At 44.7% G+C, this 12,532-nt stretch carries 9 protein-coding genes; 7 read left to right on the plus strand and 2 right to left on the minus strand.

The features are described 5' to 3' along the window. Window positions 1-229: 229 nt before the first annotated feature. The 4 genes from HP548_RS19745 (at window position 230) to HP548_RS19760 (ending at window position 6,098) form a co-directional block, all read left to right on the plus strand. Window positions 230-1,069, plus strand: coding sequence for a YitT family protein (locus tag HP548_RS19745; RefSeq protein ID WP_062324740.1), 840 nt, complete (start codon window positions 230-232; stop codon window positions 1,067-1,069). A 224-nt stretch (window positions 1,070-1,293) separates the two neighbouring features. After that, window positions 1,294-2,493, plus strand: coding sequence for an ROK family transcriptional regulator (locus HP548_RS19750; protein WP_175382598.1), 1,200 nt, complete (start codon window positions 1,294-1,296; stop codon window positions 2,491-2,493). Between the two features lie 179 nt (window positions 2,494-2,672). Further along, complete coding sequence (locus HP548_RS19755) at window positions 2,673-3,638, plus strand: sugar phosphate isomerase/epimerase family protein (protein ID WP_175382599.1); 966 nt, start codon at window positions 2,673-2,675, stop codon at window positions 3,636-3,638. Window positions 3,639-3,947: 309 nt separating this feature from the next. Further along, window positions 3,948-6,098 (plus strand): cytoplasmic protein, encoded by a 2,151-nt coding sequence (locus HP548_RS19760; RefSeq protein ID WP_175382600.1) that lies wholly within the window; start codon window positions 3,948-3,950, stop codon window positions 6,096-6,098. Window positions 6,099-6,279: 181 nt separating this feature from the next. Here the strand turns inward: HP548_RS19760 and HP548_RS19765 are convergent, their stop codons facing one another. Further along, window positions 6,280-6,864, minus strand: coding sequence for an AAA family ATPase (locus HP548_RS19765; RefSeq protein WP_175382601.1), 585 nt, complete (start codon window positions 6,862-6,864; stop codon window positions 6,280-6,282). Window positions 6,865-7,161: 297 nt separating this feature from the next. Between HP548_RS19765 and HP548_RS19770 the strand changes: the two genes are divergently transcribed. Together HP548_RS19770 and HP548_RS19775 are read left to right on the plus strand one after the other, a co-directional pair. Next, window positions 7,162-7,497 carry a PadR family transcriptional regulator gene (locus tag HP548_RS19770; protein WP_024631897.1) on the plus strand — a complete coding sequence of 112 codons (336 nt, stop codon included), beginning with the start codon at window positions 7,162-7,164 and terminating at the stop codon, window positions 7,495-7,497. Further along, on the plus strand, window positions 7,494-8,846 hold the full coding sequence (locus HP548_RS19775; RefSeq protein ID WP_175382602.1) for an FtsW/RodA/SpoVE family cell cycle protein: 1,353 nt from the start codon (window positions 7,494-7,496) through the stop codon (window positions 8,844-8,846). Before HP548_RS19770 ends, HP548_RS19775 begins: the two co-directional genes overlap by 4 nt. Before the next feature lie 61 nt (window positions 8,847-8,907). On the opposite strand, the gene HP548_RS19780 is transcribed toward HP548_RS19775, so the two are convergent. Then, a complete protein-coding gene (locus HP548_RS19780; RefSeq protein WP_175382603.1) occupies window positions 8,908-10,686 on the minus strand; it encodes an ABC transporter substrate-binding protein in 1,779 nt (592 codons plus the stop codon). 133 nt (window positions 10,687-10,819) lie between these two features. Between HP548_RS19780 and HP548_RS19785 the strand changes: the two genes are divergently transcribed. Further along, a complete protein-coding gene (locus HP548_RS19785; protein WP_246318133.1) occupies window positions 10,820-12,463 on the plus strand; it encodes a DUF4153 domain-containing protein in 1,644 nt (547 codons plus the stop codon). Window positions 12,464-12,532: the final 69 nt, after the last annotated feature.

Raw genomic sequence — 12,532 nt, forward strand, 5'->3', positions numbered from 1 at the left:
TGAATATCAATGATGACCCATGACATTTGTCATGGGTGGATGAAGTTAAACTGCTTTGCAGAACCTAAGTAAGCACTGATTTCGAATTCCTTTGTACAATTCGCGCAACAATTTGTATTATGTATACAAATTTTGTTCATGGCATGGTAGAATCTATCATTGAGTGGTTATGACAACTTATGAAATTGGTTGATAGGTTGATTTTCTGATGGATTGGATGGAGTGCATGATGAAGAAAAGAATAACGGATATTCTATTTATTATGGCGGGTGCATTTCTGTTTGCACTTGCAGTAAACCTGTTCGTCATCCCGAATGATCTGGCTGAAGGCGGCGTTACGGGGATTACTATTATTTTGTATTACCTTTTTGAGTGGTCTCCGGGACTGATGAACTTGCTCCTGAATGGTATTTTGCTACTTGTGGGGTATAAGTTTCTGGACAGAACAACAACGGTGTATACCATTATTGCGGTGGTATTCAACTCGCTGTTCCTGCACCTGACCGAGAGCTGGACGATTGCATCGGACGAGCTTTGGATCAATACCATTTTTGGTGGATTATTTGCCGGTCTGGGTATCGGCTTGATTGTTAGAGTAGGCGGCACAACGGCGGGCACGGTTATTCTGGCCCGACTTGCCAACAAATATTTGGATTGGAACATCAGTTATGGACTGTTATTCTTCGATTTGATCGTGGCGTTCTCGTCTTTCTTCATTATAGGGCCGCAAGGTTTGATGTGTACGATTGTCATGTTGTTCGTCGGCACCAAAACGATGGAGTTCATTATTGAAGGGCTCAATCCGAAAAAAGCAGTTACGATTATATCTACCAAACAGGATGCTATTGCACAGCAGGTCATTGAGAAGATGGATCGGGGAGTCACTGTCCTGTCTGGTCATGGATACTATACAAAGAACCCGAAAGAGATCTTATATATTGTCATTAGCAAACAAGAAGTTCCAATGCTGAAGAAGATTGTGCGAGCGGAGGACGAAATTGCTTTCATAACGATCCATGATGTGCGTGACGTATTTGGTGAAGGGTTCATCGAATTGTCCAAATCGTAATGAAGCGTATATATAAGGAAGTAAGGAGCTGCGGTGTTTATCACTGCGGCTTTTTTTGATGTATGTGGTGTAAATTCGAAATTAAATGATCACGATGAGATCAGGCCTTGATTTTGAAATCAGATCATCCGATACTGACAAAAAGCTGTACACGTATCAAGCTCGATGATATATTGAATTTAATTCGTTAAGAAACTTAACTAACTATAAAAGGAGGCGATAAAATGGCTGGCTCACCGCAATATATCCGCAATCTGAACGAGAATTTGATTATGGATGCTCTGATTGCAACTGGTGCGATGTCTAGGGCAGATATCAGTCGTCAGACCGGACTCAGTAAACCTACGGTGTCGTCAGCAATTGAACATCTCATTGAACGAAACTTGGTGCTGGAAACTGGTAGAGCCGATAATGCTCAGGGTCGCAAAGCAACACTCATTCAATTCAACGAATCAGCTTATTATGTCTGTGGCATCGATATTGGGGCAACCCGAATTCGGATCGCACTCTCTGATCTGAATGGTGAGATTATGGAGTACAGAACGTATCCAACGTTATCGGTCCAAAGTGGTAATCGAGCAGAGACGGCAACCCTTGATGTTCTTCGAAGCTATATGGATGACTTACTGTCGGAGAATCAATTGAATTGGGATCAGATTCGATGTGTTGGTTTTGGCATTCCTGGCGTTGTACTGCCGGACTCTGGAGATATTGATCGGATCGTTGCCCCTTTAGAGGGATTGGAAAAGTTGCTCTCGCTTGAATCATTGTCGGGGGCCTTCCCGTGTGAAGTGATTCTGGAGAACGATGTAAACCTGGCTGCACTGGGGGAGTACAGGAGGGGAGCTGCAGCAGAAGATTCCAATCTGTTTGTTTTTTTCTCCATCGGTACTGGAACGGGCGCAGGCATCATGGTGAACGGGCAATTGCTTCGAGGTATGGGCGGGTTGACAGGCGAGCTCGCGGAGATGTTGTTGGAAGAGGGCCATCGATTGGAGGATGTCCTATCTGCTGATGGTCTGATGGAACTGGCCAAGCGTCAGTTGGATGCCAGTCTACTTGAGGATCCTGATTCTGGTATAGAAGCTCTTCGTGAATACCTGACTCCTGAGAAACTGTTCGAAGCTGCGCGAAGTGGAGAAACGCAGGCTGTGCAGATTCTGAAACAATACAGCCAAATGATTGCTTCGGCTCTGCGGCATATTTGCGTCATTCTTGCTCCCCATCTCATTGTACTTGGCGGAGGTATTGGGGGAAATGGGGATGTGTTATTGCCGCATCTAAGACAGATCGTATCTGATCAATTCCCGGCGAAGCCTGCACTGATCTGTTCAGAGCTTGGCGAGCGGGCTGTAGTCACTGGAGCAGTGCAGGTGGCGTTACAACAAACGATGTTGAATCTTCAGCAAGAGGCATTGGAATAAGGGCGTTACTTCAATAATTATAAAGGTAAGTTGGATGGATGGGACGAGATCGAAATTGGCTTAACCGTTAACGCGGACAAAATGAGATTTGAATTAAACATCAGCTAGGCTGATTTAAAAATAGAGAAGATTCATCAGACATTGAACGGGTTGAACATCGCATATAGGAGGACAAAGCTATGTTTACCGACAAAAAGGAATATTCATTTTCAACTTGCTGGAACATCAAACGACACACTACGGGTCAGGGCATGATGGAGGAGATCAAATCCCTAGGGTTCAGACAGGTGGAGCTGAACTATAACGTTACGGACGAATTGTTGCAAACAATTGAACCGATGATTGAGCGGGGGGAAATCGGCATATCCAGTGTGCACAACACGTTCCCACATGTAGCTGATCCCGATTATGGGACCGATTCGGTTCTGCTCGGTTTCGACGATGAGCCTCGTCGTAAGCGGGCCATTGAACTGCTGCTCCGTTCAGCCGAGTATGCACACCGGTATGGTGCGAAGGCAGTCGTCGTGCATCCAGGTGAGGTGCCGTTTGAATATAACATTGATGAAGCATTGAAAAAGATATATCACGATCAAGGGCCGGACTCCTCGGACTATCAATCATTGTGGCAAGAGATGCTGGAGAAGCGTGAGGCGAGTAGCGCACATTACCTGAAGCGCATTCAGGAGAGTCTGGAAGAAGTGTGTGAATTGTCTGAACAGCGGGGATACGGAGTGAATTTCGGCATTGAGACTCGATCACGCTGTTACCAAATGCCGACGCTGCAGGAGGCGGGGGCACTTATCCGCGGTATGAAAGGGGCTCCACTCGGCTTATGGTACGATATTGGTCACGGTATGATGATGGACCGAATGGGGCTCTATGATAATGCACGCGAAGCAAATGAATTAATCGACCATGTCGTTGGGGTTCATATCCATGAGACGGTAGGCTTGTCGGATCATTGGTGTCCATATATCCATAGTAAGGACATGGCGTTTTTTGATTCATTCCTGGATATCATTGATCGTTCTCCGGTCAAAGTATATGAGTTGAAAGCAGCCTGCACACCGGAAGAGATTGATGAGAGTCACCGATTAATTACAGCTCGGATCGCCGGACGTCAAGCGGCACGTCAGCACGGATAATCTGGCAAGTGAATAGCGGTGAAAAATAAACGTAAAGAGAGCGGTCAGAATAACTTTATCTTTCGGGTGAAGTGGTATTCTGCCGCTCTCTTTTCGATGTGATATTCTCTAATCTGCAATTATAAGATATAATATGCATTAATCAGGCTATGGTATCCCTTCCTTCTGAACTCTTACAATGGTATTAGGGGTGCCGCTTCCCTGATTTTTTTAGTTTTTGGATTGTGTCATACATATGAAGAACCGCCACAAGCTAGGCCAAGTATACCAATGCTGAATATATTATCGTCATGTGGGAGAGTACAAGTGATGGACTTATTCTCAATCTATTTCAGCAGGAATTTGAAAGTGATCATTGCAGAGCGCAAGGGCAAGCTGCCTGTGCGTATATTGGCGACTGCACTGAGAAATTTGGAATCGCTGGGATATACGTTTTCGACGAAACTGATAGATGTGCTGAATACCTGGGAACGTGACAGGTTCGTTTTCTGGTTTGAGCAATTGATGGAAGAGATTCGAAAGATGAAAGGAATCAATTTAAAGGAAATCCTCGTGTATCCGAAATTTCCTAAGCGAAAAATGAATATTCAGGAAAGTAAATTTTATTTAAATGCTTTGATGCATTCCTGGAGACAGCAGTCTTTTGAACAGGAGCAGCGCATATTACTGCTGAACAAGTTGCAACTGCGTGTGATTCATCTCGGCAGTGAAGCAGATTTTTACCAAGTGGGAATGAACCTGCTTACAGCGAAATCAGCGTTATCGCCAGTTGCAAAAGAGCAGTTGGTCTGGTTTGCAACAAAGTACGAAGGCTGGTCCGCATTTGAGCCAGAGGCAGGGCAAATACCTGTGAGGGAAAATGCCGCCGTTTATTGTGCTGCTTTATTAAAGGCGGGGCGTGCTTCGGTGGAGCAATTCCAGCGGCATTTGCGTACGGCAACAGATATATTGCGGCTGGCGGTGGCGTGTTCCGATGGAGATGTCAGTTTGAAGGAGAATACCCGTTTCCGTTCATTTACCCGATCTGAACGACGGGTAATATTTGCTTTATTGGAGAATGCTTCGGACCCGTTGGAAGATTTGTTTCGATATAAAGGAAGCTGGCAGAGATTGGCCGAGCGGCTGCATCCGGGTGAATATCGATACCGTTATCCAGTGGCAGTAGCAGCGCTGGACCAGTTGCGACTTGGGGAACACCCGCTTACCTTTCATGGCAGAGTGGAGCGGGCATTTGAACAGAAGGATAACGAGCTTATTGTGGAGACGCTCGCGGAACGTCCGGGAGAGATGGTCGGTCAGCTGGACCGAATGATACGTTCCGGTGTTCCGGTACAGCAAGTGATCGGCAAAATGGAAACTGTGGAAGAGAAGGTATCGACAAGAGCGCTGCTTCGAGTGTTGGCCCACTTCAGCACACGGACGCAGTTTCAGGTCAGGAGGAGCTTTTTCCCCCAAGGCAACACGGCAAATCTGTATGTCTCCACTCAGCCGCTGCCGCCCCTCAACGTTGAGGATGTTCATGCGGTGATATCGGCGGTAGAGCATACACTGTTGAAACGATTTGCGGTACTTCCACCACTCGGTAATGTATACATTGATGAAAGACTTCAAGAGTTTTCAGTTCCATCGGGAAAACGTAGGGCAAGCGAATCTCTTCGAGCTCTATCGCTTGCGTCATGGATATCGTTACCCACAGGAGATACCGTTCGTTTTTTTCTGTCGTGGAGAGAAGGCTTGGGCCGTGAGGAGCGAATCGAATGTGTGAATTCCGATCTGTCAGGTGTTCTGTATGATTCGAACTGGCATGATATGGGTCAAACAACCCGGACCCCTCTGCAATCGAATGAATATGTAGCTGCAAATAGCGGGCTTAAGGTGACTACACCGGATGGAACGGCGAAGTATATGGATCTGCATTTGCCGTCCGTTTCTAAGTTAGGTGCACGTTATATTGTAATCATGGTTAACGCATTCAGGGATAATGCTTTCAAGGATTTGCCGGAGTGTTATGCTGGCTGGATGATGCGTCAGGCGCCACAGTCGGATGAAATGTTCGAACCTTCAACGGTACAGGAGCGAATCGATCTGACGGCAGATTCCCGTAGTTGTATACCAGCCATTATTGATGTACAGGAGCGGCGCATTTTGTGGTGCGATTTTGGCTTAAAGAGACTGCCTAAAGCGCATCCTCCGATGGGGGACAACATATCCGATTTGGCTTTGATCGCCCGGGCAATGACGGAGTTGAAAAGACCGGATTTATATACCTTATTCATGCTTCACGCTAAAGCGCGGGGAACATTGGTTGAGACATTAGGGATGGCCAATCTCGTATTTACAGCGGAGCTGGAGTCCAATCGTGTGGCTGAAGTGGCAGAGTATCTGACAGAAGGTCCACCCGTGGAGCGCACCGTGATTACACCTCTGGAGCAGGAGTATATTATGAAGCAGTTTTTGTAACGATGCAGGTTCGAATGTTTGGTCATAGATCATTGTAAAAGGGGTATTTGTCACGTTCGACCTGTGCGGGTCACCATGACAAGTACCCCTTTTGGGTGTGAATTAGTTTTATTGAGCGTATAAGCAGCACGAAAAGAGAATGGAGAAGTTAAGGTCGTTCCATTCCATTCGATTACACATTTTATTCGTACATTCGTTGTTCGACTTCAGCAAAAGCGATATCAGGGTTCTCATCGGAATTATCGATATAAGCCACGGCTGAGGCGGGCAAGGGCCAGGCTACTTGTTTACGTGCAAGTGAAGCTGTGAAGGCATCCCAGTTCTCCAGCTTCCACTCATCCAGCTGTGATTGTCTGGCTGTAATCCGCTCTCGATACAAAGCTTCATTTGCAAGATAAATATAGGCCACACGTACATCTGTATCATCCAGGGAACGTCCAATCTGTGCGAGTTCCTGCTCGATCCAGTCCGGAGTTCCGATTTCTTTGGTAAAGGGTCCTACAACAACCGTATCGATACCCAATTGCACATTGTCTAGTGCTGCATCCATCGTAATACGGTATCCCAAATCACGGCACAGCCGTTTGTATTCCGGTGAATCCCGATCGGATGGATCGAGTCCCTGCAGGGTCATTATTGCTTCAGCAGCAGGACGCAGCAGGATATCCATATCCAAAAAAGCAGCTTTATGTTTACGCGAGAGGGCTTTAGCAAGGGTTGTTTTGCCGCTCCCGGCCCCGCCAAGAAAGAAAATAAGTTTGCTCATGGTTTGAATTGCCTCCTCATAATGAATAGAAAGAATATGTAATGTGTGAGTACGAATAAGAGATTCATAATGGCACCTCAGGTGTGAAATGACTTGTTTATTTTATCATAAACGCCTTCAATTGATAGCTAGACAGAAAAGGAAGAATCAGGTAATATTATACCTAGTTTTACTATGCATAGATTTCCGATGTATATAGCTAAGTGGATTTATTAGGTTCATTTGAAGTTCTATGAACTGTAGTAAAAGTGGTAGTTGTTATTGTGCGTTGAAGCATGAACAAAGGGAGTGACAGCATTGCAGGTAAACAAACAAATGATTAAAGGCAGCACGGAGACATTGATTCTTACGTTATTGAAGGAACAGCCGCTTTACGGTTATGAATTGATCAAGGAACTCCATCGTCAATCCGAGGGTGTGTTTAATTTAAAGGAAGGTACGTTATATCCCATTCTGCACGCGATGGAGCTTGAGGGATGGGTGGAGTCTTACTGGATGGAGGTTGAAGGTAGGAAACGTAAATATTATTCCATTTGTGACAAGGGTGTGGAGGCTTTACAGCATAAAAAAGCCGAGTGGCTTTTATTCCGCGGTGCCGTAGATCGGGTGCTTGGAGAGGGAGGCTTAACATGACGGATCGACATGAGAAGATTAAACATTATCTTGATCAACTGTGTAGTCAGGTTAAGGCACGTGAAGTACATAATGATCTGCGTGATGAGCTTGGCAACCACATGGAAGAAATGATGTTGGACAAGGAGCAAGAGGGACTGAGCCAGGAAGAGGCAGCTGCATACGCCATTGAGCAGATGGGTGATCCTGCAGTGGTGGGCAAAAGTATGCACAGATTGCATCGTCATCGTATGCATTGGGGGCTGTTAGTTGGAATAATTGGATTGGCTACAGTTAGCCTGTTGTTAATGTGGATTTTTACAACCAATGTTACAGTAGAAATATATAAGGAGTTATATAGCAATCATGTAATATACACCGTTATGGGTTTCATATTTATGTTGTTCTTTATTTACTTTGATTATCGAAAGTTTAAAAGAGCGGCCTGGTGGATCTATATCCTACTTAATGCCATGCTGTGGATCAATCCAGCATTATCTTCAACTTACAATGGTATAAATAGATTTTGGACGTTACCATTCGGCTTTGTGCTAGATGTGACGACGGTTTCAATGTGGGTAGTACCACTAGCCATTGGCACAATTATGCTGGACAAGCTTCGTTCCAATTGTAATATGCAATCCATATTGACCTACATTGCAATGGTAGCGTTACCGTTAGTGCTACTATTTCAAATGTCGGACTGGGTTCGCATGTTTCTGTTTGGCACAATGTGCATTATTTTATTTGGCTGGCTCACGAAAAAATGGCTTTATACAGCCATAGGTGCTGTTGTAACAGGAAGTATTTTTGTATTGTTATTGTTTTTTGCAGATCAGTACGGCCGCCTGGAGAGGCTCTCTGTCGTTTTGAATCTTCAGGATGACCCTCACGGGAGTGGATATAGCAATTATTCCATTATTGAAATTATTCGATCAGCCGGCTGGTGGGGAAATGGGATTGATACAACGTTCGACATGTTTAAAACGAGTTATTATAATTACCCAGGTGTGCTGCTCATTGATGTGTTTGGCTGGTCAGCTGGGATACTGTTATTGGTGGGTGTCGTCTGGTATGTTGCCAGTATGATGAAGATACTACCTCGCATTCGGGATGATTTCAGTCGAATGATTATTGTCAGTATCACCGCCATGTTTGCATTGCAAATCATCTATTCGTTGGCGATGACTACCGGTAAGGTTCCAATCCTAAGTATTTCTTTTCCTTTTATTGGATATGGGAATCACCTGATTTATGATTATGCCATGCTTGGTTTACTTCTCGGTATTTATCGTCGGAAGGATATCATTTCCAAGAAAAATGAAAAAATACGGCAGAAGGTGAATGCCGACCCAATGACCAGTTCATAAACATGCAAAATCATTACCGAATCTTGAAACAAATGGATTGTTATGCTCGTTTAACAAGCATTCACGGGAACCAGATGTGCCTGAGGTTTACCCATCCCTGGCTGTTGAAGGAGAGGCCACGAACGGAAGGCAGGTAGGCAGTCTCCACAGGTTTTTCAGTTAAATGGAATAATAAACTCTGCTGCACCAGAAATTGTTCGATCCGATCCAGTTCGGCAGATCGGTCTGCTGCTATTTGCGAAGCAACAACAGCTTTCAGCATCTCTTGAACACTCTTCTTGGAAGATTCCTCCAGATGTTCGGATAAAGTGAGATAGAGATCGTACCTGCGTAATTCTTCGTCCCGGTCCCGAATTAGGGAGAAGAGAATCAGATCGGATTCCAGTCTCAGGTTCCCTTTGAATTGCTCCATCGTGCCTATGCGGACAGTACATGTGAAGCCGTACATTTCCAATGACGATGCCAAACGTCTAGCATCCATCCGATACTGAGGAATGGTTGTGATGTGTAAGGGGATAGGTAGATCAAAAGTAGAGTGCTGAGACAAATAAGTCAATTCTTCTGCATTCATCAACACTTTATCAGCATCTCCTGGATCACGTTCATTACTTTCATTCATGCCATTCCCATACAATTTAGTAATGCACGCCTGAACATGTGCTCTTACATCCGGATCGCTTAGCGGTCCGGTTTTTTGTGTATTACAAGTGAGTAATTTGCGTACCATCACGCCTGCACTAATCTGTGTCCAGTCTCTACCCTCAGACGAGGATGGATTATGAACAAGGTGGAAGAAAGGAGATTCGATATCTTGTTTTTCATCCAAATGTGCAGGAGCACTCCACGGGATTTGTAGAATATCTACACGGTCCAGGTGGGCTCTGCCTTGAAAATACATCGGAAAAGCTTCAAGTCTGCACAAGTGATCATCCCAGGTTGTAACCTTGAAAGGCCCGGTTCCTATAGGCCTTTGCATGGTATTCGGTACATCTGGTTCCTTGTCTCCATCTTTATGTTGCCCGTACGTGGCTTGTGAAACAATCGCTGCACGGCTCGTAGAAAGAAAGGGCAAAAACAATTCGTGAGGGGCTTTGAGTTTGAAACAAACGGTCAAGGGATCTGTTGCTTCAAGCGATAGAATTTGTTTGCTCACATCGCGGTATAATGTCCGCCGTTCTGTGGATTGCAGTCGTTCAAATGTATACACTACATCCGCGGCTGTCAGCAGGTGTCCATTGTGAAAAGTAATCCCTTTACGCAAATAAAAGAACCATGTTTTCCGATCTGAACTGATATCCCAGGTATGAGACAGACAAGGAACAATCTCCCCATGTTCATTACGTTGAACCAGCCCGTCGAACACATGACTGGTGACAAAAGATTCTGCCAGCAAATTGATAAAAAGAGGATCAAGCGCATGCAGTTGTTGGCGGATTGGTAACCTGAGCGTATCAATTCGCTCATAATGGCTACCAGTTTCCGTATGGTGTCCAGAATAACCAAGCAGCCACTGGTTTAGATGATCTTGCATTGTCGTAGAACTAGAATAAGCACCAACCTGTTCGGCGGCTTGCTGCAACTCGCGGCGATTCATGGCCTGCATCATGTATTCTGCAGCAATTTGATCAGCCGGAATAAGCAGGGTCAGCGTAGAACGCCGTCCACGTCCGCGCTGGGACACCCACCGTATCCAGTCTTGGGCAATCATTTTTTTTACGATCGTTAATGTGTTACGGTGTGTACACTCGAGCAGTTCCGCAAGGTCAGAAAGCGTTACTTCATGCTCTACAAGTTGACCAAACTGGCTATGGAGCAGCAAATATTGCTGATGTAATTTCAAGGTTTGGATTCCTCCTGGAGGTTGTAGCTGATGCAATATAATAAAATAAGAAGTTTTATCGTTTTTAATTTCTATTTATATTCTTATTTTATCATCTAGAATTAAACCTAGAAAGTTAATGGAGGTATTTCCCATGATTGATAAGATAATGGCTTCACCCAATCGCGCTTTAATTACGCTACTATCGGCATTAATGTTAGCTATCATTCATCAGTATTTGTTTTATGGCAAGGAGCCTGGTGTTTCTTATCCCATCTTTGTTATCCTCTTTTATGGCTTTATGTTCTTGTTTGCCAGAGACCGCATGCGGTCATTGACCATGATTAATGCTTTTGTGGCTGGGGTGGTACTGATGCTGGCGCTGACGTTTCTGTTATACGACAATAAACCGCTGCGTATACTTAATTTCCTGGTCGTACCAGGGCTTATTATCTTACATATGACTTATCTAGTCGGTAGAAAACAGAGACAATGGTGGAATATTGGATTGATCGGTACCGCATTGGACCATTTGCTGCCACAATCCATCCGTCATTGGGGAACGGTTGCAAGCATTATTGTGAAAACAGGAGGACGTGGCTTGGGCAAAACGCAGAAAACGGTTGCTTTCAAAGTATTCATTGGCCTTATCGCATCCGTTCCCATCCTCATCGTAGTCGTAGCACTGCTCTCCTCTGCAGATGGGATTTTTAATCAGTATTTATCTGGTTTTCCGGAATGGTTAAATCAACTGACACTGACACCAGGGCTGCCGAGAGTGATCTGGATTCTCATTGCGGGCGTTTTATTGTTCAGTTACGTATGGGGATTTGTGCAGCCGATGCAATATGAATCGGAGAAAAGAGAGAATGCACATTGGAAAAATGTAAAAGCAAATACGGTTGCTTCAGAAATCGAAAAGCGAGAAGACGTTTCCATGAATTCCATACAAGAGAATCCTTCCTTGAACTCAATCATTGAGGGTCAGACAGCAAATAAGATCTCATCAGAGGCAATTTCTACTCAAGCTCATCGTGAACCTTTTAGATTGGACCCCGTCATTATGGGCACGATGCTGATGGTTATCAACTGTGTATACGTTCTGTTTGTGCTTGTACAATTTTCTTATCTTTTTGGAGCGGGTGAGGGGCATCTTCCGTCAGACTTGTCCTATGCGGAATATGCAAGAAGTGGATTTGTGGAGCTGATACTGGTAACAGGCATTAATTTTCTCATCCTGATCATCGCCCTTCAGTTCACGCGTTCAAGCGGCAAAATAGGTTCAGTTGTGCATCAGGTGCTGCTCTTTGTCCTGGTGGGTTGTTCCGCAATCATGCTGTACTCGGCGTTTATACGCCTCAACCTGTATGAACAGGCTTACGGATATACCTACATTCGATTTCTCGTACATGCATTTATGATTTTTCTGGCCCTGCTGCTGCTTATTGCCGCTCTTCGAATCCGATATACATCCATACCGTTGATCCGCTGGTATATTGTACTGTCCCTTACAGCATATGTGATAGTCAACTATGTGGGTATGGATAAACGAATTGCGGAGCTCAATATTGCACGATATCATCAGACAGGCATTATTGATACATCCTACTTGGCGAGTTTATCTGCAGATGCCGTTCCGCTATTGCGGGAATTTGCCCAGAGAGAGTACCCGAATTTGAAAGGGGAAATGTTGGATCGTGAAGCCAACTTCGACTTGGGTGAAGAGAGTTCATGGACTTCTTTTAATATGGCAAGACATAGAGCTAATCTAGAATTGTCCAAATTGAGAATGGAATGAATTCATCAACCTGTTTTCCAACAATGAATTTATGCAAAATCAATATGTAAGTGTTATACTATAAAAACT

It is taken from the genome of Paenibacillus taichungensis (assembly GCF_013359905.1).
In the GTDB taxonomy this organism is placed as follows: Bacteria; Bacillota; Bacilli; order Paenibacillales; family Paenibacillaceae; genus Paenibacillus; species Paenibacillus taichungensis.

Excerpts from the sequence above, each read along its gene's own strand:
- HP548_RS19775 (WP_175382602.1), top strand. The coding sequence starts at position 7,494 with ATGACGGATCGACATGAGAAGATTAAACATTATCTTGATCAACTGTGT.
- HP548_RS19785 (WP_246318133.1), top strand. The coding sequence starts at position 10,820 with ATGATTGATAAGATAATGGCTTCACCCAATCGCGCTTTAATTACGCTA.
- HP548_RS19755 (WP_175382599.1), top strand. The coding sequence starts at position 2,673 with ATGTTTACCGACAAAAAGGAATATTCATTTTCAACTTGCTGGAACATC.
- HP548_RS19750 (WP_175382598.1), top strand. The coding sequence starts at position 1,294 with ATGGCTGGCTCACCGCAATATATCCGCAATCTGAACGAGAATTTGATT.
- HP548_RS19760 (WP_175382600.1), top strand. The coding sequence starts at position 3,948 with ATGGACTTATTCTCAATCTATTTCAGCAGGAATTTGAAAGTGATCATT.
- HP548_RS19765 (WP_175382601.1), bottom strand. The coding sequence starts at position 6,864 with ATGAGCAAACTTATTTTCTTTCTTGGCGGGGCCGGGAGCGGCAAAACA.
- HP548_RS19745 (WP_062324740.1), top strand. The coding sequence starts at position 230 with ATGAAGAAAAGAATAACGGATATTCTATTTATTATGGCGGGTGCATTT.